The 22,468-nt window shown below is 69.8% G+C and carries 14 protein-coding genes; 9 read left to right on the forward strand and 5 right to left on the reverse strand.

Going from position 1 to position 22,468, the window contains the following annotated elements; genetic code table 11:
- The first annotated feature begins 28 nt into the window (after positions 1-28).
- The 6 genes from CEK65_RS18180 to CEK65_RS18205 all read left to right on the forward strand — a co-directional run bounded on the left by CEK65_RS18180 (position 29) and on the right by CEK65_RS18205 (position 7,846).
- On the forward strand, positions 29-2,173 hold the full coding sequence (locus CEK65_RS18180) for an FUSC family protein (protein ID WP_152182601.1): 2,145 nt from the start codon (positions 29-31) through the stop codon (positions 2,171-2,173).
- A gap of 139 nt (positions 2,174-2,312) precedes the next feature.
- Positions 2,313-3,584, forward strand: a complete 1,272-nt coding sequence (kynU, locus tag CEK65_RS18185) for a kynureninase (protein WP_152182585.1) — start codon at positions 2,313-2,315, stop codon at positions 3,582-3,584.
- Positions 3,585-3,630: 46 nt separating this feature from the next.
- The gene (locus CEK65_RS18190; protein ID WP_152182586.1) at positions 3,631-4,995 is read left to right on the forward strand and encodes an NAD(P)/FAD-dependent oxidoreductase; all 1,365 of its coding nucleotides are present in this window, start codon (positions 3,631-3,633) and stop codon (positions 4,993-4,995) included.
- 83 nt (positions 4,996-5,078) lie between these two features.
- Positions 5,079-6,518, forward strand: a complete 1,440-nt coding sequence (sbcB, locus tag CEK65_RS18195; protein ID WP_152182587.1) for an exodeoxyribonuclease I — start codon at positions 5,079-5,081, stop codon at positions 6,516-6,518.
- The gene (locus tag CEK65_RS18200) at positions 6,515-7,201 is read left to right on the forward strand and encodes a DUF2461 domain-containing protein (RefSeq protein ID WP_152182588.1); all 687 of its coding nucleotides are present in this window, start codon (positions 6,515-6,517) and stop codon (positions 7,199-7,201) included. The genes sbcB and CEK65_RS18200 overlap by 4 nt, the downstream gene beginning before the upstream one ends.
- Before the next feature lie 108 nt (positions 7,202-7,309).
- Positions 7,310-7,846 carry a DUF2939 domain-containing protein gene (locus CEK65_RS18205; protein WP_017914979.1) on the forward strand — a complete coding sequence of 179 codons (537 nt, stop codon included), beginning with the start codon at positions 7,310-7,312 and terminating at the stop codon, positions 7,844-7,846.
- 141 nt (positions 7,847-7,987) lie between these two features.
- Here CEK65_RS18205 and CEK65_RS18210 read toward each other — a convergent pair whose 3' ends face one another.
- From CEK65_RS18210 to CEK65_RS18230, 5 genes are all read right to left on the reverse strand, one after another.
- Positions 7,988-8,800: a fused MFS/spermidine synthase gene (locus CEK65_RS18210; protein ID WP_017914980.1), complete on the reverse strand. Its 813-nt coding sequence runs from the start codon at positions 8,798-8,800 to the stop codon at positions 7,988-7,990.
- The gene (locus CEK65_RS18215; protein WP_017907609.1) at positions 8,797-9,762 is read right to left on the reverse strand and encodes a 5'-nucleotidase; all 966 of its coding nucleotides are present in this window, start codon (positions 9,760-9,762) and stop codon (positions 8,797-8,799) included. Before CEK65_RS18215 ends, CEK65_RS18210 begins: the two co-directional genes overlap by 4 nt.
- 131 nt (positions 9,763-9,893) lie before the next feature.
- Positions 9,894-10,664 (reverse strand): NAD kinase, encoded by a 771-nt coding sequence (locus tag CEK65_RS18220; RefSeq protein WP_026143327.1) that lies wholly within the window; start codon positions 10,662-10,664, stop codon positions 9,894-9,896.
- 201 nt (positions 10,665-10,865) lie between these two features.
- Entirely contained in the window at positions 10,866-11,492 is a 627-nt protein-coding gene (locus CEK65_RS18225; protein WP_148828601.1) for a hypothetical protein, read from the reverse strand.
- Between the two features lie 278 nt (positions 11,493-11,770).
- Entirely contained in the window at positions 11,771-16,891 is a 5,121-nt protein-coding gene (locus CEK65_RS18230; RefSeq protein WP_193314830.1) for an NAD-glutamate dehydrogenase domain-containing protein, read from the reverse strand.
- Between the two features lie 241 nt (positions 16,892-17,132).
- Here CEK65_RS18230 and CEK65_RS18235 point away from each other — a divergent pair, with 241 nt between their 5' ends.
- From CEK65_RS18235 to CEK65_RS18245, 3 genes are read left to right on the forward strand one after another with little or no spacing between them, the layout of a single operon-like run.
- Positions 17,133-17,786 (forward strand): TetR/AcrR family transcriptional regulator, encoded by a 654-nt coding sequence (locus tag CEK65_RS18235; protein ID WP_043092161.1) that lies wholly within the window; start codon positions 17,133-17,135, stop codon positions 17,784-17,786.
- Entirely contained in the window at positions 17,783-19,066 is a 1,284-nt protein-coding gene (locus tag CEK65_RS18240) for an efflux RND transporter periplasmic adaptor subunit (RefSeq protein WP_017907604.1), read from the forward strand. Before CEK65_RS18235 ends, CEK65_RS18240 begins: the two co-directional genes overlap by 4 nt.
- 12 nt (positions 19,067-19,078) lie before the next feature.
- The gene (locus CEK65_RS18245) at positions 19,079-22,252 is read left to right on the forward strand and encodes a multidrug efflux RND transporter permease subunit (protein ID WP_017914984.1); all 3,174 of its coding nucleotides are present in this window, start codon (positions 19,079-19,081) and stop codon (positions 22,250-22,252) included.
- Positions 22,253-22,468: the final 216 nt, after the last annotated feature.

Raw genomic sequence — 22,468 nt, forward strand, 5'->3', positions numbered from 1 at the left:
CCCTACCCCCGTGCCGTTCCGGCTCGCGATGCTGCGCAGCCTGATCGCGCTCAAGCCACGCGACGTGCCGGTGCGCGTGGCCCTGCGCAACACCGCCGCGGTGGTCGCGCCGCTGGCGCTGGGCGTGGCCGCCGGCCATGCCGAGTTGGGCCTGGCGGTGTCCACCGGCGCGCTCAACACCATGTTCTCCGACCAGCCCGGCCCGTACCGGGCGCGGATGCAGCGCATGCTGATGGCCGCGCTGGCGGCGGGCGTGGCCGCGCTGCTGGGCATGCTGATCGGCGCGCACACCGTGGCGCTGGCGCTGAGCGCGCTGCTGCTCGGCCTCGGCGGCGGCCTGCTGGTGGCGCTGGGCCCGGTGGCGGCGCGGGTCGGGCTGACCAGCATGATCCTGCTGGTGGTCAGCGCCGACGTGCGCCTGCCGCCACTGCAGAGCGTCGGCGTGGCCACGCTGATCTTCGCCGGCGGCGTGCTGCAGATGCTGATGGCGCTGGCCGCCTGGCCGCTGCAGCGCTACCGCCCGGAACGCTTCGCCCTGGCCGACCTGATGCGGCAACTGGCCGGCATCGCCCGCCAGCGGCCCGGCGCGACCGCGGCGCCGCCGGCCACCGAAGCGGTGCTCGAGGCGATGGTGATGCTGCACGGCGAGCACCGCTCGCGCGGGCGTGCGGTGCAGGCGTTCCGGGTCATCGCCGAGCTGTGCGAACGCGCGCGGCTGGAGCTGCTGACCCTGGCCGACCTGCACGGACGCCTGGACGCAGGATCGCCCGCGCGGCTGCCGATCGAGCGCGTGCTCGAGCGCAGCGCGGTGGTGCTGGACCAACTCGCGCACGCGCTGGACAGCGCCGAGGACCCAGACGCGGCCACTGCGTCGATGACCGGATTCGACGATCTGGTGGATGCGCTGGCGCAAGTGCAGTCGCAGACCGAAGACACCCGCGAACGCCGCCTGCTGCGCATCGCCGTGGCCCGTGCGCAGGGCCTGGGCGGCCAGCTGCGCGCGCTGGCGCGCAATGGCCGCTGGGCCAGCAGCCGCGGCGAGATCCAGGCCGAACTGGCCGAGGCGCAGTTGCCGGCAGCGCTGCGTCCGCTGGCGCCGCTGCAGACCTTGCGGGCGAATCTGAAGCTGTCCTCGGTGGCGTTCCGCCACGCACTGCGCTGCGGCGTGTGCCTGGCGCTGGCGGTGCTGTTCGCCCGCTGGCAGGCGATCCCGCACGGCTACTGGATCCCGATGACCACGGCGATCGTGCTCAAGCCGGATTTCGGCGGCACCCTCAGCTTCGGCGCGCTGCGCGTGGCCGGCACCTTCGGCGGGCTGCTGCTGGCCACCGTGCTGGCCCACTTCGTGATGGACGGGGCGGTGGTGCGGCTGCTGTTGCTGACCGTGTTCTGCCTGGGGTTCCGCCTGCTGACCCAGGTCAACTACGGGCTCGGCGTGGCCTGCCTGACCGGCATGCTGGTGCTGCTGCTGTCGTTCGAGGGCATGGCCCCGGGCGAGGCGATCGGCGAACGCATCCAGGCCACCGTGCTCGGCAGCGCGCTGGCGCTGGCGGCCTACGCGCTGTGGCCGACCTGGGAACGCAAGCACATCCGCGCGATCCTGGCGCAGTTGCTGCTCGCCTACCGCGACCATCTCGATGCGGTGCTGGAAGGCCGCCTGCAGGCGCTGCCGGACACCCGCGCGGCCTCGCGCACCGCGCGCACCAACGCGCAGGCCTCGATCGAACGCCTGCGCGGCGAACCGCGGCGCAAGCGCAACCTGCGCGAACTGACCCTGGCCGAATCGGTGCTGGCCAACGGCAACCGGCTGATCCGCGCCTCGCTGGCGCTGGAGGCGGTGCTGCGCGATGCGCCGCCGCTGCCGCCGTTGCCGGAACTGCAGCAGTTCCGGCAACAGGCGCATGCCGCACTGACCGAACTGGCCGAAAGCCTGCGCAGCGGCACGCCGCCGGCACAGGCCAGCCTGCGCGCGGACGAGCGGCGCCTGGCCGAGGCGCTGGCCGCGCAGCCGCAGGACGGCAGCGACGGCGGCGCGCTGCCCGCGCTGGCCGACACCAGCGACCGCGTCGCCGACAGCGTCGGTACCCTGACCCACCTGGTCCGCAGTGCGCTGCTGCCGGCTGCCGCGGCCGCCAAGGAACAACCGCAGGTGACCGCGCGCCGCAGCGGATGAACGCGCCGTCGCCTCGCGCCGGCCGCGCATTCGCTGTTGCAGAGGTCCACGCGGCCGTGCCCCGCGCCATGCCACGCACTCACCTCCCGTCGTCCCACACGCTCTAGACTCTCGCCCTGCTTCCCGGAATCCAATGCCGATGAACGAGATCCTGTCCCGCCAGCACGCCATCGCCCTCGACGCCGCCGATCCGCTGCGCGCCCTGCGCCAGGAGTTCCTGTTCCCGCAGCACCAGGGCGCCGACCAGGCCTACTTCGTCGGCAACTCGCTGGGCCTGCAGCCGCGCGGCGCGCGCGCCGCGGTGCAGGAGGTGCTGGACAAGTGGTCGTCGCTGGCGGTGGAAGGCCATTTCAACGGCGACACCCAGTGGATGACCTACCACGAACTGCTGGCTGCGCCGCTGGCGCGCCTGGTCGGCGCGCACCCGCACGAAGTGGTGGCGATGAACACGCTGACGGTGAACCTGCACCTGCTCATGGTCAGCTTCTACCGGCCCACCCGCGAGCGCCCGGCGATCCTGATCGAGGCCGGCGCGTTCCCCTCCGACCAGCATGCGGTGGCCTCGCAGATCCGTTTCCACGGCTTCGACCCGGCCACCGACCTGATCGAAGTGCAGCCCGACGGCGTCGATGGCACCGTGTCGCTGGCGGCGATCGAGCGCGCCATCGCCGAGCACGGCCCGCGCCTGGCGCTGGTGCTGTGGCCGGGCGTGCAGTACCGCACCGGCCAGGCCTTCGACCTGGCCGCGGTGGCGCGGCTGGCGCGCGTGGCCGGCGCCGCGGTCGGCTTCGACCTGGCCCACGCCATCGGCAACGTGCCGCTGCACCTGCACGATGCCGCGCCGGACTTCGCGGTGTGGTGCCACTACAAGTATCTCAACGCCGGCCCCGGCGCGGTCGCCGGCGCCTTTGTGCACGAGCGCCACGGCCACGGCGAGACCCCGCGCTTCGCCGGCTGGTGGGGCCACGACAAGCGCACCCGTTTCCGCATGGCGCCCGAGTTCGTCGCCGCGCCCGGTGCCGACGGCTGGCAGCTGAGCAATCCGCCGATCCTGAGCATGGCCCCGCTGCGCGCCTCGCTGGACCTGTTCGAGCGCGCCGGGCTGGACGCGCTGCGGCAGAAATCGCAGCAACTGACCGGCTACCTGGAGACGCTGATCCGCGCGCGCCTGGCCGACACCCTGCGGATCATCACCCCGTCCGACCCGGCACAACGCGGCTGCCAGCTGTCGCTGCGCGTGGCCGGCGGCCGCGAGCGTGGCCGCGCCCTGTTCGAGTACCTGCAATCGGTCGGCGTGCTCGGCGACTGGCGCGAGCCGGACGTGATCCGGATCAGCCCAGTGCCGCTGTACAACCGCTACCGGGACATCTACCGCTTCGTCGAGGAAGTGGAAACCTGGGCCGGCGTCTGAGCCGACTTCTTCGCGCGGCCAGCCGCCGCGCTTTCCGGACACCGCATTGAACGCATCCCCCCGCAGCATCACCCTGATCGGCGCCGGCCTGGCCGGCTCCCTGCTCGCCATCCTGCTCTCGCGCCAGGGCTGGCAGGTCACCGTCTACGAGCGCCGCGGCGACCCGCGCGTGCACGATTACGAGCGCGGCCGCTCGATCAACCTGGCCCTGGCCGAACGCGGCCTGCACGTGCTGCGCCAGGCCGGCGCCGATGCCGCGGTGATGGCCAAGGCGGTGATGATGCGCGGGCGCATGGTGCATTTCGCCGACGGGCACCAGCAGTTGCAGCGCTATGGCCGCGACGACAGCGAGGTGATCTGGTCGGTGCACCGCAACGACCTCAACATCACCCTGCTGCAACTGGCCGAGCAGGCCGGCGCGCGCATCCACTTCTACCGGCGCCTGCACACGGTGGATTTCGATGCCGGCTATGCGCGTTTCATCGACGACCGCGATGACCAGCCCCACGACATCCGCTTCGACAGCATGATCGGCGCCGACGGCGCCGGCTCGGCGCTGCGCGCGGCGATGCAGCGCAAGGCGCCGATGGCCGAGCACATCGAGTTCCTCGACCATTCGTACAAGGAACTGGAGATCCCGCCCGGCGCCGACGGCGGCTTCCGCATCGAAGCCAACGCCCTGCATATCTGGCCGCGCGGGCACTACATGTGCATCGCCCTGCCCAACGATGAGGGCACCTTCACCGTCACCCTGTTCCTGCCCAACAAGGGCGAGCCCAGCTTCGCCACCGTGCGCAGTGGCGACGAGGCGCTGGCGCTGTTCGCGCGCGATTTCGCCGATGCACTGCCGCTGATGCCGCAACTGGCCGAGCACTGGGAGCAGCATCCGCCGGGCCTGCTCGGCACGCTGCGCCTGGAGCGCTGGCACCTGGACGGCCGCGCAGTGCTGCTGGGCGACGCCGCGCACGCGATGGTGCCGTTCCACGGGCAAGGCATGAACTGCGCGTTCGAGGATTGCGCGGCGCTGGCCGCGCACCTGCAGCGCGAGCCGGACCTGGCGCGCGCCTATGCCGCCTTCGAGGCCGAGCGCAAGCCCAACGCCGGCGCGATCCAGCAGATGGCGCTGGAGAACTACGTGGAAATGCGCGACCGCGTCGGCGACGCCGGCTTCCTGCTGCAGCGCGAACTCGGCCAGGCCCTGCAGGCGCGGCATCCGACCCGCTTCGTGCCGCACTACACCATGGTCACCTTCCTGCGCACGCCGTACGCGCAGGCGCTGGAACGCAGCGAAGTGCAGCGCGACATCCTGGTCCAGGCCACGCAGGGCCACAGCGACCTGTCGCGGATCGACTGGAACTGGCTGGAGGGCATCGTGCACGCGCGGCTGGCACCGCTGGAGGGGGCACATTGAACCGGCGTAGCCTATCCGGACACCCGCTCCTACAAGCGTCCCCACACTCCTAGCCTCGCCTGCCTCGCACCATTCGATTCGTCATGCCCGACAGCTTCCTCTTCTACGACCTGGAAACCTTCGGCGCCGATCCGCGGCGCACGCGCATCGCGCAGTTCGCCGCGGTGCGCACCGATGCCGAGCTCAACGTGATCGAGGAGCCGATCAGTTTCTTCGTCAAGCCCGCCGACGACCTGCTGCCCTCGCCGGTCGCCACCCTCATCACCGGCATCGCCCCGCAGCAGGCCTTGCGCGAGGGCGTCAGCGAAGCCGAGGCGTTCGCACGCATCTCCGAGCAGATGGCGCGGCCGCAGACCTGCACGCTGGGCTACAACTCGCTGCGCTTCGACGACGAGTTCGTGCGCCATGGTCTGTTCCGCAACTTCTACGATCCCTACGAACGCGAGTGGCGCAACGGCAACTCGCGCTGGGATCTGCTGGACATGCTGCGGCTGATGCACGCGCTGCGCCCGGAGGGCATCGTCTGGCCGCAGCGCGAGGACGGCGCCACCTCGTTCAAGCTGGAGCAACTGGCATTGGCCAACGGCGTGCGCGACGGCGATGCGCACGAAGCGCTGTCCGACGTGTACGCCACCATCGGCATGGCCCGGCACTTCCGCCGCAGCCAGCCGCGGCTGTGGGAGTACGCGCTGAAGCTGCGCGACAAGCGCTTCTGCGGCAGCCTGCTCGACGCGGTGGCGATGCAGCCGGTGCTGCACGTGTCGATGCGCTATCCGGCCGCGCGCCTGTGCGCGGCGCCGGTGCTGCCGCTGGCGCGGCATCCGCGCATCGACAGCCGCGTGCTGGTGTTCGACCTGGAAGGCGACATCGAGCCGCTGCTGCGCTATTCGCCGGAACAGATCGCCGACCGCCTGTACACCCCGCAGGCCGACCTGCCGGAGGGCGAACAGCGTATCCCGCTCAAGGAAGTGCATCTGAACAAGGCACCGGCGCTGGTCGCCTGGGCGCACCTGCGCGAAGCGGATTTCGCCCGGCTGCGGCTGGACCCCGCGCAACTCCTGGCCAAGGCCGCGCGCCTGCGCGAGGCCGGCCCGGCGCTGGCGGAGAAGGTGCGGCGGGTGTTCGCCAGCGAGCGCGCCGCGGTGCCGGTCGATGTCGACGCCTCGTTGTACGACGGCTTCCTGGCCGATGGCGACAAGCGCACGATGGCTCAGGTCCGCGCCACCCCGCCGGCGCAACTGGCCGCGCTGGAAGGCCAGTTCCGCGATCCGCGCCTGCCCGAGCTGCTGTTCCGCTACCGCGCGCGCAACTGGCCGCAGAGCCTGTCCATCGCCGAACAGGCGCGCTGGGACGACTACCGGCGGCAGCGCCTGCAGCAGGACAGCGGCCTGTCCGAACTGAGCTTCGACGCCTTCTACGCGGAACTGGCCGGTTTACGCCTGGCTCACCCGCAGGATGCTACCAAGCAAGCCCTGCTCGACCAGTTGGCCGCCTGGGGCCACGACCTGCAACGCAGCCTATGACCAGCTATTTCAGCGACGCCAGCTTCAAGTTCCTGCGTGCCCTGGCACGGCACAACGACAAGGCCTGGTTCAACGACAACCGGCACAAGTACGAAGAACACGTGCGGCAGCCGTTCCTGCGCCTGATCACCGACCTGCAGCCGGACCTGGCCCAGGTCAGCGAGCATTTCCGCGCCGACCCGCGCGGCGTCGGCGGCTCACTGTTCCGCATCCACCGCGACGCGCGCTTCTCCCACGACAAGTCGCCGTACAAGACCTGGCAGGGTGCGCGCCTGTTCCACGAGCGGCGCAAGCAGGTGCCGGCGCCGTCGTTCTACATCCACCTGCAGCCGGGCGAGAGCTTCGTCGGCGCCGGGCTGTGGCATCCGGAACCGGACACGCAGCGCAAGGTGCGCCAGTTCATCTTCGACAATCCCGGCAGTTGGAAGTCCGCCGCGCATGCGCCGGCGCTGCGCCGCCGCTTCGACTTCGAGGAAAGCGAGATGCTGGTGCGGCCGCCGCGCGGCTTCCCGGCCGACTTCGAGTGCATCGACGACCTCAAGCACAAGAACTGGGTGTTCTGGCGCCAGCTCGACGACGCGACCATGACCGGCCCGCGGCTGCGCACGCAGGTCGCCGCCGACCTGCAGACGCTGGGCCCGTTCGTGGACTATCTGTGCGCGGCGCTGGACCTGGAGTTCTAGAACGGCAGTGCTTCCCCGTCGGAGCGGCTTCAGCGGCGACAGGCATTCCCGGTCACGCGTCGCGGCTGATCCGCTCCTGCAGAACGCCCACACGCAAGGAGACATGCGATGAAGAAATGGCTGGCCTTGCTGTTCCTCGCCCTGCTCGCCCTCGGCGGCTACGTCGTCGCTGGGCCGTACCTGGCCATCCGCGGCATCGACCAGGCGTTGCGCGAGCGCGATGCGGCGGCACTGGAGCGCTACGTCGACTTTCCCACGCTGCGGGTCAACCTCAAGGCCCAGGTGGACGATGCGCTGGTGCGCCGCGCCGGCCCCGACCTGCAGTCCAGCCTGTTCGGCGGGGCGCTCCTGTCGCTGGCCGGCGGCCTCGGCGGCATGAGCGTGGATGCGATGGTCACCCCGACCGGCATCGGCGCGCTGATGCAGGGCGACGCGCTGTGGAAACGCGCCAGCGGCGACACCGTCGGCGGCGATACCTACGCCGCGCCGCGCCCGCCACAACCACTGCGCCAGGCCGAACACCGCTTCGAATCGACCACGCGCTTCGTCGCCACCGTGCACACCGCCGACGGTACCGCCGTACCCTTCGTATTCACCCGTGAGGGCCTGCGCTGGAAGCTCAGCAACATCCTGTTGCCGTTGTAGGGCGACTTGCCATCGTCCTGGCGCGTGGTGTCGCCCGGGACCGCATGCATTGTCTCCCCCGGTCGTGCTTGCACCGGCGGCGGCATGGCGTGGACTGAACCGTCTGGCCGACGCAGCCATCGCCCGACAGCGCAGCCCCGGCTAACGCACCCCGTCCGCCCCCGTCCTGCCCGCCATCGCCTGCTGCACGCGCCGGAACGGCATGCGCAGTTGCCAACGCGCCGACCACGGCAGGCGGGCCAAGGCCGCGTGCGCGTCCAGCGCCGGCAGCGCACCGGTCCAGGCGAACACCACCTGGTTGTCCATCTGTGGCTCGTCCAGGCGCAGCACGCGGCCGCCGAACAGCGCGCGCAGATGCGCCAGGTGGCGGCGGGTGTCGGTGTCGTACAGGTTCACCGCCAGTACCCCGCCCGGGGCCAGCGCCGCGTGGCAGTCCTCGTAGAAGCCGCGGCTGAGCAGCGCGGCCGGGATGCCGTCGGCGTCGTAGGCGTCGAGCAGCAGCAGGTCGTAGCGGTCGCGCCGTTGCCGCAGCAACCGCGCGCCGTCGCCGTGCACGGCCTCGAAGCGCGCATCGTCGTCCGGGATGCGGAACGCCGCGCGCAAGGCCAGCACGTCGGCGTCGGCCTCGATCGCCTCGATCCGCGCCTGCGGCAGGTGCCGATAGCAGAACTTGGCCTGCGAACCGCCGCCGAGGCCGACGATGCCGATCCGCCGCGGGTCCGGGCGCAGCAACAGTGCGGCGAGCATGCTGCGGGTGTAGCCCACCTGCAGCACGTCCGGCCACCACGTGTACATGCGGCTCTGGGTCACCTCGCCCTTGAACTGCAGGCTTGTGTAGCGCCAGCCGTGGCGCACGTAAGGCCGCCCGGGACGCAGGTCGGCAGGCGCATCCGCTCCTTGCCGCAGCAAGCGGCGCAGCGCGGCCCAGCGGCCGCCGCCGGGCGCCGCACTCACGGCTTGGCGATGTCGTTGGCGACCCCGTGCGGCACATGCCCGGCGGCGACGCGCTCGCGGGCGGCGCTGTCGATGTTGTGCTGCGAATCGTCGAAGAAGATGTCCGCGCCGAAGGCCTGCAGGAACGGCCCCTTGTGGCGGCCGCCGAGGAACAGCGCCTCGTCCAGGCGCACGCCCCATTCGCGCAGGGTGCGGATCACCCGCTCGTGCGCCGGCGCCGAGCGTGCGGTGACCAGCGCGGTACGGATCGGCGAGGCTTCGCCGGCCGGGAACGCGGACTGCAGCGCATGCAGCGCCGACAGGAAATTGCGGAACGGCCCGCCGGTCAGCGGCTCGCGCGCGTTCTCGCGCTCGTAGCGGCCGAACGCCTCCACGCCCTGCTCACGCGAGAAGCGCTCGCCCTCGTCGCCGAAGATCACCGCATCGCCGTCGAAGGCGATGCGCAACTGGGTGGACAGGCGATCGGCATCGATCGCGCCGGCGGCCGCGGCCGCTTCCTGCGCGTGCTCGCCCGGCGGCTTGGGCAGGATGGTCGCCGCGGCGATGCCATGGCTGAGCGCGCGCCGCACCGACTCCGGGTTGGCCGAAAGGAACAGATCGGTGCCAAACGGCTTGACGTAAGGCCAGGTCGCCTCGCCGGAGGTGAAGGTGGCACGCACGATGCCCAGGCCGTAGTGCTGGATCGAATTGAAGATGCGCAACCCGGTATCGGCGGAATTGCGCGACAGCAGGATCACCTCCACCGGCGGCGTCTCCGGCGGCGTGCCCTGGTTCAGCGCCAGCAGCTTGCGCACCACCGGAAACGCCACCCCGGGCGCCAGCACATCGTCCTCGCGCTCGCGCTGATACGCGCTGTACGCCTCCACCCCCTCCCGCTCGAACAGGGCATGGCCCTCTTCAAGATCGAACAGGGCGCGCGAGGTGACCGCGACGGTGAGCAGACGTGGGGAGTTGTCGGACATGAGAGCAGGGATTCGGCAGTGGGGATTGGGGATTGGCACAAGCGGGCAAAGGGATCGGAAGGTGCAGAGAGGAATCGGAGAAAGCGGTGCGCTGTTGCGAATCCCCAATCCCCACTCCCGAATCCCCGCCCCTACACCATAAATTGCTCGCTCAAGATCCGCTCCTCCAGATTGTGCTCCGGATCGAACAGCAGGGTGACCAGGCGGTCGCGGGATTCGCGGATGGTGACTTCGACCACGTCGCGGGTCTCGTGCGAGTCGGCGGTGACGCTGACCGGGCGTTTGTACGGATCCAGCACGCGGAAGCGCACCTCGATGTCGGCCTTGAGGATCGCGCCGCGCCAGCGCCGCGGCCGGTACGGCGCGATCGGGGTCAGTGCCAGGGTGTGCGAGCCCAGCGGCAGGATCGGTCCGTGCGCGGAGGAGTTGTAGGCGGTGCTGCCGGCCGGGGTCGACACCAGCACGCCGTCGCAGATCAGTTCATCGACCCGGGTCTGGCCGTTGAGGTCGATGCTCACGTGCGCGGCCTGTCGGGTCTGTCGCAGCAGCGAGACCTCGTTGTAGGCCAGCGAGCCGGTGGTGGCGCCGGATTCGGTCTGCGCCAGCATTTCCAGCGGGCGCAGCTTGGCCGGCTCGGCCAGGGCCAGGCGCGCGACCAGGTCGTCGTCGCGGAACTGGTTCATCAGGAAGCCGACCGTGCCCAGCTTCATGCCGAACACCGGCTTGCCCAGGCTGCCGTGGCGATGCAGGGTCTGCAGCATGAAGCCGTCGCCGCCGAGCGCGCACAGCACATCGGCGTCGGCCGGCTCGCAATCGCCGTAGCGCCCGACCAGTTGAGTGCGCGCGTGCTGCGCCTCCGGCGCGACGCTGGCGAGGAAACAGATGCGGGGCGAGGACGGCAGGACGGAAGCATTCATGGCCCCGATCATACCCGGGGCGCCATGACCGGCGCGCGGCGGCGAACCGGCGGCACGCGCTTGCAGCCGAGGCAGCGGCCAATCCGCGGCAGTTGCATGCCGCGTCCGCACCGCGATGTGATGGGACCTGCGGCGACAGCCATTGCAGGCCGGTACCCGGTACCGGGCCGAGTCGCTCCGCCCGCCTTATCTGCCGGACACGAAGTCGCGGCACGCAGTCTCCGTCGCCTGCTCCTGCATCGCCTGGCGCACCGATGCCGGCACCAACGGGCCCAGATGCTCCCGCACCTGCTGCGCCAGCTCCACCGATCGGATCTCGCCCATCCCCTCCTGCGTGCGCGCATCGGCCAGGCACAGCCAATACCAGGCGCGCGCCAGATCCCTGCACGCTTCCGGGCCGCAGGCCTGGATCCAGGCCAGTTCGGGTTCCCAGCCGGCACCCGAGCACCAGCCGGGGCGGCTCCATTCGGCCAGCAGCGCGGCATGGTCCGGGATGGTGCCCACGCCGAGGAAGCGACGGCGGCCGTACGCGCGCATGGCCACGCTGCAGCCACGGATGTCCAGCCAGGTGCGCGCATAGACCGCACGCTTCAGTGCCGCCAGTGCCGCGGCCTGCTCGCCGTTGGCGTCCAGCTGCAGGAACAGCGCATATGCGGCATCGCCCACCGATTTCCTGGCAAGTGCACGCAAGCGTCGCAAGTCGCCCTGCCGTGCCTGCTGCAGCGCACGCTGCAGCCGCAGCTCCAGCGGAGGCTGCAGTGCCAGGAAGACGATCAACAACAGGAGCACTGCGGGGATGGCCAGGTACAGCATGTACGCCTCGAAATGCGGCGCTGCAGCCGTGTGCTCGCCCGATGGCGCGGATCGTATCAGCGCGGGCTGTCAGAATCCCGCGGCCTTGCATGACGCGGTCGGTCGCCGCAGCGGTGCGCCGCCGGCCTGGCTCCAACGAAGAACGTGAGGCGAGCGCGGATCCCCGCCAGGGACGCGTGACAGCAATCGCCTGCCACGCGCCATGCGTCGCCATCGGGCGACGCGGTACCGCAGTGGGCCAGACCCGCGCGCGCGGGCCTGGCCATCGGCGCGATCGGTCAGACGCCGTGCGCCGCCAGCTGGCCGAGTCGCTGCACCGCCACCGACACCGTCGGGTAGTCCAGCGTCTTCTGCGCAGCCAGCTCCTGCAGCATGCTCAGGGTGAAGCGCAGGCTGCTGTCGTCGCGCTGCAGCCAGTGCTGCACCTTGGCCTCGGCGGTGCCGCCCGGCAGGCTCAGCGCCTGGCCGGCCAGCACGCCGTGGTGCTTGGCCAGTTCGTCGCGCAGCACGCCGCGGGCCACCGCATGCCAGCGGCCGTTGACCTCCAGCGCGTCGATCTGCTCGAACAGCCACGGCAACTGCAGCGCCTCGCCCAGGCGGAAGTGCACCTTGGACACTTCCACCGGCTTGAGCTTGCGGGTGCGCGCCATTTCGATGATGTCGAACGCCGGCTCCAGGAAGCGCAGTTCCGACAGCTGCTGGGCGAGCGCCGGCGGCAGGCCCTTGTCCTGCCACTCCTGCACCAGGGCCTCGTAGCGCGGACGCTGCGAATCGGGCAGCACGCCGGAGGCGACGCGGATGTCGTTGAACGGCTCGTAGTAGCGCTCCACCGCCGCGGTGATGCCCGGCATCGGGCCCGGGCGGAACAGCAGCCAGCGCACGAAGGCGCGCTGCAGCGTCCAGATCACCTCCAGCGCGTCGATCTGCACCGACTCGGGCACCTTGCCGTCCAGCGCGTCGATCTGCGTCCACAGCGCGCGCGCATCCAGCGTCTCACGGCTGATGGTGTAGGCCTTGGCAACCTCGGCGATGCTGCGGCCGGTGTCTTCCTGCATGCGCATCAGGAAGGTGGCGCCCATCCGGTTGATGGTGGTGTTGGTCACCGCGGTGGCGATGATCTCGCGCTTGAGGCGGTGCCGCTCCATCGCATCGGCGTACTTCTTCTGCAGCGGCTGCGGGAAGTAGCGCTGCAGTTCCTTGGACAGGTACGGGTCCTCGGGGATGTCCGATTCCAGCAGCTGCTGGAACGCCACCAGCTTGGAGTAGGACAGCAGCACCGCCAGTTCCGGCCGGGTCAGGCCCTGGCCACGCGCCTTGCGCGCGGAGATCTCCGCGTCCGAGGGCAGGTATTCGATCTGCCGGTCGAGCAGGCCCTGCGCCTCCAGGGTGCGGATGAAGTGCTGCTTGGAGCCCAGGCGGGTGACGCTCATCCGCTCCATCAGGCTCAGCGCCTGGTTCTGGCGGATGTTGTCCCACAGCACCAGCTCGGCGACCTCGTCGGTCATCGACGCCAGCAGCTTGTTGCGCGCATCCAGGGTCAGCTTCTTGGCCTGCACCACGTCGTTGAGCAGGATCTTGATGTTGACCTCGTGGTCGGACGTATCCACGCCGGCCGAGTTGTCGATGAAGTCGGTGTTGAGCAGCACCCCGACCTGCGCGGCCTCGATACGGCCGAGCTGGGTCAGGCCGAGGTTGCCGCCCTCGCCCACGACCTTGCAGCGCAGCTCGCCGCCGTTGACGCGCAGGCCGTTGTTGGCGCGGTCGCCGACATCGCCGTGGGTCTCGCTGGCGGCCTTGACGTAGGTGCCGATGCCGCCGTTCCAGAACAGGTCCACCGGCGCCTTGAGGATGGCGTTCATCAGGTCGTTCGGCGAGAGTTGCTTGACGCCCGGCTCCAGGCCCAGCGCCTCGCGCACCGGCGCACTGATCTCGATCGACTTGAGCGTGCGCGGATAGATGCCGCCGCCGGCGCTGATCAGCTTGGCGTCGTAGTCGGCCCAGCTGGAGCGCGGCAGCTTGAACAGGCGCTCGCGCTCGGCGAAGGACGCCGCCGCGTCCGGGTTCGGGTCGAGGAAGATGTGGCGGTGGTCGAACGCGGCCAGCAGGCGGATGTGGCGCGACAGCAGCATGCCGTTGCCGAACACGTCGCCGGACATGTCGCCGATGCCCACGCAGGTGAAGTCCTCGCTCTGGCAGTCGCGGCCCAGGGCGCGGAAGTGGCGCTTGACCGACTCCCAGGCGCCGCGCGCGGTGATGCCCATGCCCTTGTGGTCGTAGCCGACCGAGCCGCCGGAGGCGAACGCATCGCCCAGCCAGAAGCCGTGGTCCAGCGCCAGGCCGTTGGCGATGTCGGAGAAGGTGGCCGTGCCCTTGTCGGCGGCGACCACCAGGTACGGATCGTCCTGGTCGTGGCGCACCACCTGCGGCGGCGGCACGATCTTGCCGCCGACGATGTTGTCGGTGATGTCCAGCAGGCCCTGGATGAACAGCTTGTAGCAGGCGATGCCTTCGGCCAGCACCGCGTCGCGGTCGCCGCCGACCGGCGGGCGCTTGCAGAAGAAGCCGCCCTTGGCGCCGACCGGCACGATCACCGTGTTCTTGACCATCTGCGCCTTGACCAGGCCCAGCACCTCGGTGCGGAAGTCCTCGCGCCGGTCGGACCAGCGCAGGCCGCCACGCGCCACCGCGCCGAAGCGCAAGTGCACGCCTTCCACGCGCGGGCCGTACACGAAGATCTCGCGGTACGGACGCGGCTTGGGCAGGTCCGGCACCTTGGCCGAATCCAGCTTGAAGCTGATGCAGTGACCCAGCCCGCCATCGGCGGTGCGCTGGTAGTGGCTGGTGCGCAGGGTCGCCTCGATCACGCCCTTGAAGCTGCGCAGGATGCGGTCCTCGTCAAGGCTGGCGACCTGGTCGAACAGCTTCAGCAACGCGGCCGAGACCGCCTCCAGCTGCGCGTCGCGGCTGCCGCTGCGCGCATCGATCACCGGCTGCAGCGCCTTCAGCGCCGCGGCATCGTCCTTGGCCAGCAGATGCAGTTGCGCCGTCAGCGCGGCCTGTCCCTCGGCGATCTGCGCCTTGCTCTCGTTGCCGGTGGCCGGATCGAAGCGCGCCTCGAACAGCTCCACCAGCAGCCGCGCCAGCAGCGGATAGCGGTTGCAGGTCTCTTCCACGTAAGCCTGCGAGAACGGCACGCCGGTCTGCAGCAGGTACTTGCAGTAGCCGCGCAGCACCGCGACCTGGCGCCAGCTCAGGCTGGCACCGACGATCAGGCGGTTGAAGCCGTCGTTCTCGGCGTCGCCGCGCCAGATCCGCACGAACGCCTCGCACAGCGGCGCGTCGGCAGCGGCCACATCGATGCTGCCGGCCAGCGGCTCGACCTCGAAGTCCTGGATCGACAGCGCGGTGCCGTCGACCACCAGCCGATAAGGACGCTCGGAGATCACCCGCAGGCCCAGGTTCTCCATCATCGGCAGCACGTCCGACAGCGGCAGGTCGTCGTGCTGGCGGTACAGCTTCAGGCGCAGGCTGTCGGCGCCGTCGCGGCGCAGCGCCTGCAGGCTCAGGTGCAGGTCTTCCGGACCGCGCAGCGCGGCCAGGCGCTCGACGTCGCGCGCGGCGATCTGCGCGGTCGACTCCTCGATGTAGCCGGCCGGCAGCGCGCGGCCGTAGCCGGCGGCCAGGCGCAGGCCATCGCGCTCGCCGCAGCTGGCCACCAGCGCCTCGCGCAGGTCGTCGTGCCAGTTGCGCAGCAGGTGCGCCAGGCGCGACTCCAGTTCGGTGGTGTCGAACTCCAGCGCCTCGCCGGGCTTGGGCCGCACGATCATGTGCAGCTGCGCCAGCGGCGATTCGCCCAGCACCACGTTGGAATCGATGTACTCGCCGTGCAGCGCGTCCTTCAGCAAGGCCTCGATGCGCAGGCGCACGTCGGTGTTGAAACGCTCGCGCGGGATGTACACCAGCGCGGAAATGAAGCGGCCGTACTTGTCGCGGCGCAGGAACAGGCGGCTGCGCACCCGCTCCTGCAGGCCCAGAATGCCCATCGCGGTGCGGTACAGCTCTTCCTCGTTGGACTGGAACAGCTCCTCGCGCGGCAGCGTCTCCAGGATATGGCGCAGCGCCTTGCCGCTGTGGCTGCTCGGGGTCAGTTCGGACTTGCGCATCACGTAGTCGAAGCGCTCGCGCACCAGCGGGATCTCCCACGGGCGGCGGTTGTAGGCGCTGGAGGTGAACAGGCCGAGGAAGCGCTGTTCGGCGACGATGCGGCCCTTGGCGTCGAACTCCAGCACGCCGATGTAGTCCATGTAGCCGCTGCGGTGCACCCGCGAGCGCGCATTGGTCTTGGTCAGGATCAGCGCTTCCTTGGTGCCGGACTCGCTGAGACCGTGTGCGGCCAGCGTGCGCACCGGCCGCGCCGGCGACTTGTCCTGCCCGCGCAGCAGACCCAGGCCACTGTCTTCCAGCGGCGCCAGCACGTCTTCGCCGCCCTGCTTCTCCACGCGGTATTCGCGGTAGCCGAAGAAGGTGAAATGGTCGGCCGCGGCCCAGCGCAGGAATTCCTGCGCCTCGCGCCGGCCCTTGTCGTCCACCGGCAGGCGCCGCGTGGTCAGGTCGTCGGCCAGCGCCAGCATCTTCTCGCGCATGCCGCCCCAGTCGCGCACGATGTTGCGCACCTCGCCGAGGATGCGCCGGATCGCCGCTTCCACCTGCGCCATGTCTTCCGGCGGCTGGCGGTCGATCTCCAGCGCCATCAGCGATTCCGCCTTGCCCTCGCCCACGTTCTCCAGCGTGCCGCCCTTGTCGCGCTGCATGCGCAGCACCGGGTGGCCGAGCACGTGCACGCCGATGCCCAGCTCCGCCAGCGCCATGCTCACCGAGTCGACCAGGAACGGCATGTCGTCGTTGACGATCTGCAGCACCGTGTGCGAGGACTCCCAGCCGTCGTCCTTCAGGTTCGGGTTGAACACCCGCACGTTGACCGTGCCCGGCTTGCGCTTGCGTGCGAACTCCAGCATCGACGCGGCCAGCGCCGCCCACTCCTGCGCGCTGTGGTGGGGGAACTCGTCCTCCTCCATGCGCTTGTAGAACTCCTCGGCGAAGGTCTGCGCCTCCTCCTGGCGCGCGGCCGGATAGCGCTTGCGCAGCGCCGCGAACACCGACGCCAGGCTGAAGGCGCTGGCGGCCGGCGCCGCGTCGATCACCTTGGCGGTCGCCGGCACGGTCGCGGCCAGCCTGGGCGGCGTCGCGGCCTTGCGCGGGGCGGCGGCCTTGGCCGCAGGCTTGTTGGCGGCCGCCTTGGTCTTGGCAGGCGCCTTGGCCGGCTTGGTGGCGGACGGGGTCGCGGAGGTGTGGGTGGCGGCCGAAGATTTGGAACGGGAAGCGGCGTGTTTGGGTTTCATGACGGAGAGCAGCAACGATGCTCGATGGGAAAGCCGGAATTGTACCGGTGCTCCGTTCAACTACCTTGCTGCATCGCAAACCAATGGAGCGGCCGCGGCGACGCGCCAGATCGCGCAAAGCGACCGCAACACCATCATCACGCGGCGGTCACCATGCTTTGCCGGCCACGCTGTTGTCAGCAAGAACACCCCTGTGTCAAGGCTGTTCTAATTCTAAACTGGACGGTATAGTCCACAATCGATGAGCACTCCCCTCGCCTCCGCCGCACAGCGCCAGGCGCGCGACCAGCGCGTGTACGCTGCCGTGCGCGAATTGCTGGCCGAGGAAGGCATGGGCCTGAGCATGGATGCAGTGGCGGCACGTGCCGGCTGCTCCAAGCAGACCCTGTACAGCCGCTACCGCAGCAAGCAGGGCCTGCTGCGGCGGGCGATGCAGGATCACCTGGACCTGGCCACCGCGCACCTGGAGCCGGTGCAGGACGACCTGCGCGGCAGCCTGCTGCGTTTTGCCTGCGAGTACCTGGAACAGCTGTCGGAACCGCGTGTGCTGCAGAGTTGCCAGCTGATCGCCGCCGAGTCGCGGCACTTCCCCGAAGAAGCGCGCGCCATGTTCCGCGACAGCGCCGGCGCGCTGATGCAGCGCCTGAGCGAGCGCCTGCGCGGCGCCATGGCGCGCGGCCAGCTCCGGCATGACGATCCGCACTTCATGGCCGAGCTGCTGTTGAGCATGATCGTCGGCATGGATTTCGAGCGTCAGCGCTTCCACAGCGCGCATCGCGGCGACGCCGCCGCGCAGCGCGCCTGGGCCGAGTTCGCCGTGGACGGCTTCTTGCGCGCGTTCGCCGCCGCCCCTTCCCTTCCTTCTACAAAACCAGACCGGAGTACCACCCGATGACCTCCCCGTTGCGTTCTCTCGCCCTGGCCTGCGCCGTCGTGGTGGTGTTGGCGTCCTGCAAGAAACAGGAGCAACAGCAGGCCATGCCGCCGCCGGAAGTAGGCGTGCTGCAGGCGCAGCCGCAGACCGTGCCGCTTGAGCGCGAACTGGTCGGCCGCCTGTCCGCGTTCCGCAGCGCCGACGTGCGCGCCCGCGTGCCCGGCGTACTGGAAAAGCGCCTGTACACCGAAGGCACCGACGTCAAGGAAGGCCAGCCGCTGTTCCAGATCGACCCGGCGCCGCTGCGTGCGACCCTGGCCTCGGCGCAGGGCCAGCTGGCCGCGGCCGAAGCCACCTACGCCAACGCCAAGGCCGCCGCCGCCCGCGCGCGCAGCCTGGCGCCGCAGGCCTACGTGTCCAAGTCCGACCTGGACAACGCCGAGGCCACCGAACGCAGCTCCGCCGCGTCGGTGCAGCAGGCCCGTGCGGCGGTGGAAACCGCGCGCATCAACCTCGGCTACGCCACCGTCACTGCGCCGATCGCCGGCCGCGCCGGCAAGCAGCAGGTCACCGAGGGCGCGCTGGTCGGCCAGGGCGACAGCACGCTGCTGACCACGATCGACCAGCTGGACCCGCTGTACGTCAACTTCTCGATGAGTTCCGACGAACTGGCGCAGCTGCGCCAGGCGCAGACCGAAGGCAACGTCGCCCTCAACGCCGAGGACAAGTCCACCGTGCAGATCAAGCTCGGCGACGGCAGCACCTATGCGCATGCCGGCACCCTGGACTTCTCCGGCGCGGCGGTCGACCCGAGCACCGGCTCGGTGACGCTGCGCGCGCTGCTGCCCAATCCGGACCGGGTGCTGCTGCCCGGCGCCTTCGTCAGCTTCTCGGCCAACCTGGGCCAGCGCAAGGACGTGTACCTGATCCCGCAGGCGGCCGTGCTGCGCGACGCCAAGGGCGCCTATGCCCTGGTCGTCGGCAAGGACAGCAAGGTGGTGCGCAAGGACCTGACCACGGTCGGCCAGCAGGGCGACAAGTGGATCGTCAGCGGCGGCCTGCAGAACGGCGACCAGGTCGTGGTCAGCGGCCTGCCCAAGGTCAAGGAAGGCGCACCGGCCGTGGCCAAGCCGTGGGATCCGAATGCCGCCGCCCAGGGCCAGGGCCCGGGTGCCGGCGCAGCGCCCGGCCAGGGTGCCCAAGGCGCCGCGGCGCCGGCCAAGGGCGCCGCCCCGGCGCAGGGCGCAGCGCACGGCGATGCGCCGAACGCCGCCTCGCCTTCCGACCAGCCGAAGCAGTAACGGACTCCCCCCATGCCTAAGTTCTTCATCGAACACCCGGTCTTCGCCTGGGTGGTGGCGATCCTGATCTCGCTCAGCGGCGTGATCGCCATCCTCAATCTCGGCGTCGAGTCGTATCCCTCGATCGCCCCACCCCAGGTCACCGTCAACGCCACCTATCCCGGCGCCAGCGCCAGCACCACCGAACGCTCGGTCACCCAGGTCATCGAGCAGCAGCTGACCGGCATCGACCACCTGCTGTACTTCAGCTCGTCGTCGTCCTCCAGCGGCAGCGCCACCATCACCCTGACCTTCGAGACCGGCACCGACCCGGACATCGCCCAGGTGCAGGTGCAGAACAAGGTGTCGCTGGCGACCCCGCGCCTGCCCTCGGAAGTGACCGCGCAGGGCGTGGTGGTGGCCAAGGCCAACGCCGGCTTCCTCAGCGTGATCGCGCTGCGTTCGGACAACCCGTCGATCGACCGCGACGCGCTCAACGACATCGTCGGGTCGCGCGTGCTGGAACAGATCTCGCGCGTGCCCGGCGTCGGCAGCACCCAGCAGTTCGGTGCCGAGTACGCCATGGACATCTGGTTGAACCCGGAGAAGCTGCAGGGTTACCACATGTCCGCCACGGACGTGTACAACGCGATCCGCGCGCAGAACGTGCAGTTCGCCGCCGGTTCGCTCGGTTCGGATCCGGCGCCGCAGGGCCAGTCGTTCACCGCCACGGTCAGTGCCGAGGGCCGCTTCACCTCGCCCGAGCAGTTCGAGAACATCATCCTGCGCGCCGACGGCAACGGCACCGTGGTGCGGCTGAAGGACGTGGCCCGGGTCGCGTTCGGCCCGACCAACTTCGGTTTCGACACCCAGTACAACGGCAAGCCGACCGGCGCCTTCGCCATCCAGCTGCTGCCGGGCGCCAATGCGCTGAGCGTGTCCGAGGCGGTCAAGGCCAAGATGGACGAGCTGCAGCCCAGCTTCCCGCAGGGCGTCACCTGGTTCACGCCGTACGAGAGCACCACCTTCGTCAAGATCTCGATCGAGGAGGTGGTCAAGACCCTGGCCGAGGCGATCGTGCTGGTGTTCCTGGTGATGCTGGTGTTCCTGCAGAACTTCCGCGCCACCATCATCCCCACCCTGGTCATCCCGGTTGCGCTGCTGGGCACCTTCCTGGGCATGTGGGCGATCGGCTTCACCATCAACCAGCTGACCCTGTTCGCGATGGTGCTGGCGATCGGCATCGTGGTCGACGACGCGATCGTGGTGATCGAGAACGTCGAACGCATCATGTCCGAGGAGCACCTGGCGCCGAAGGCGGCCACGCACAAGGCGATGACCCAGATCACCGGCGCGGTGGTGGCCATCACCGTGGTGCTGGCGGCGGTGTTCATTCCTTCGGCGATGCAGCCCGGCGCGGCCGGCGCGATCTACAAGCAGTTCGCGATCACCATCGCCATGTCGATGGCGTTCTCTGCCTTCCTGGCGCTGAGCTTCACCCCGGCCCTGTGTGCGGCATTCCTCAAGCCCACCCACAACGACAACCCGAACTGGGTCTACCGCACCTTCAACAAGTACTACGACAAGCTGGCGCACCGCTACGTCGGCGCGGTGGGCAACACCATCCGCCGCGCGCCGCGCTGGATGGCGGTGTTCGCCCTGCTGGTGGTGCTGTGCGGCTTCCTGTTCACGCGCATGCCGGGCAGCTTCCTGCCGGAAGAGGACCAGGGCTTCGCGCTGGCGATCGTGCAGCTGCCGCCGGGTGCGACCAAGACCCGCACCAACGAGGTGTTCGCGCAGATGCGCGGCGTGCTGCAGCAGCAGAAGGCGGTCGAAGGCATGCTGCAGGTGGCCGGCTTCAGCTTCCTGGGCCGCGGCGAGAACGTGGGCATGGGCTTCATCCGGCTCAAGCCCTGGGACGAGCGCGACATCGCCGCCGGCGACCTGATCCAGCAGTTGAACGGGATGTTCTACGGCATCAAGGACGCGCAGATCTTCGTGGTCAACCTGCCCACGGTGAACGGCCTGGGCCAGTTCGGCGGCTTCGACATGTGGCTGCAGGACCGCAGCGGCCAGGGCGAGGAAGCCCTGCTGCAGGCACGCAACATCGTGCTCGGCAAGGCCGCGCAGCGCCAGGACACCCTGGCCGGCGTGCGTCCGAACGGCCTGGAGAACTCGCCGCAGCTGCAGTTGAAGGTGGACCGCGTGCAGGCGCAGTCGATGGGCCTGTCGGTCAACGACATCTACCAGTCGATCCAGCTGATGCTGGCGCCGGTGTACGTCAACGACTTCTTCTACGAAGGCCGCATCAAGCGCGTCAACATGCAGGCCGACGCGCCGTTCCGCACCGGTCCGGAGTCGCTGCGCAACTTCTACGTGCCCAGCAGCACCGCCTCCGATAGCAGCGGCCTGCCGCAGATGATCCCGCTGAGCACGGTGGTGAGCTCGGACTGGATCTACAGCTCGCCGTCGCTGAGCCGCTACAACGGCTACTCGGCGATCAACATCGTCGGCAACCCGGCGCCGGGCGGCAGTTCCGGCCAGGCGATGAGCGCGATGGAGGACATCGTCAACAACGACCTGCCGCCGGGCTTCGGCTTCGACTGGAGCGGCATGTCGTACCAGGAAATCATCGCCGGCAACACCGCCACGCTGCTGCTGGTGCTGTCGATCGTGGTGGTGTTCCTGTGCCTGGCGGCGCTGTACGAAAGCTGGTCGATCCCGGTGTCGGTGCTGCTGGTGGTGCCGATCGGCGTGCTCGGCGCGGTGGCGTTCTCGCTGCTGCGTGGCCTGCCCAACGACATCTACTTCAAGATCGGCCTGATCACGGTGATCGGCCTGGCCGCCAAGAACGCGATCCTGATCGTCGAGTTCGCGGTGGAGCAGCGGGCGATGGGCAAGACCCTGCGCGAGGCCGCGGCCGAGGCGGCGCACCTGCGTTTCCGTCCGATCCTGATGACCTCGTTCGCCTTCATCCTCGGCGTGCTGCCGATGGCGATCTCCACCGGCGCCGGCGCCAATGCCCGCCACGCCATCGGTACCGGCGTGATCGGCGGCATGCTGTTCGCCACCGTGCTGGGCGTGCTGTTCATCCCGCTGTTCTTCGTGATGGTGCGGCGCATGCTCGGCGACAAGCTGGACGAGCCGTCGAAGGAGTTCATGCAGATGCAGGAAGCCGGCCTGGCGCGGCATCAGCCGGATCGCTGAGGCGCCGGGATGAGCAGCCATTCGGCTGCTGAAAAGCCAGGGATTCGGGAGTGGGGATTCGTGAATCCTCCTCTCGGACTTGATCCTTCCGCCTTGTAGAGGCAAACAAAGAGCGGCCGCAAGGCCGCTTTTTGTTGTCCGGGAATCTGGTCGGGAAGCGCGACCCAACGCCCCATGCAGGCGGAGCGCTCCTTGAAGGCTGAGCGCTCCTTGTGG

The organism is Xanthomonas sp. LMG 12459 (genome assembly GCF_009192905.1).
In the GTDB taxonomy this organism is placed as follows: domain Bacteria; phylum Pseudomonadota; class Gammaproteobacteria; order Xanthomonadales; family Xanthomonadaceae; genus Xanthomonas_A; species Xanthomonas_A sontii.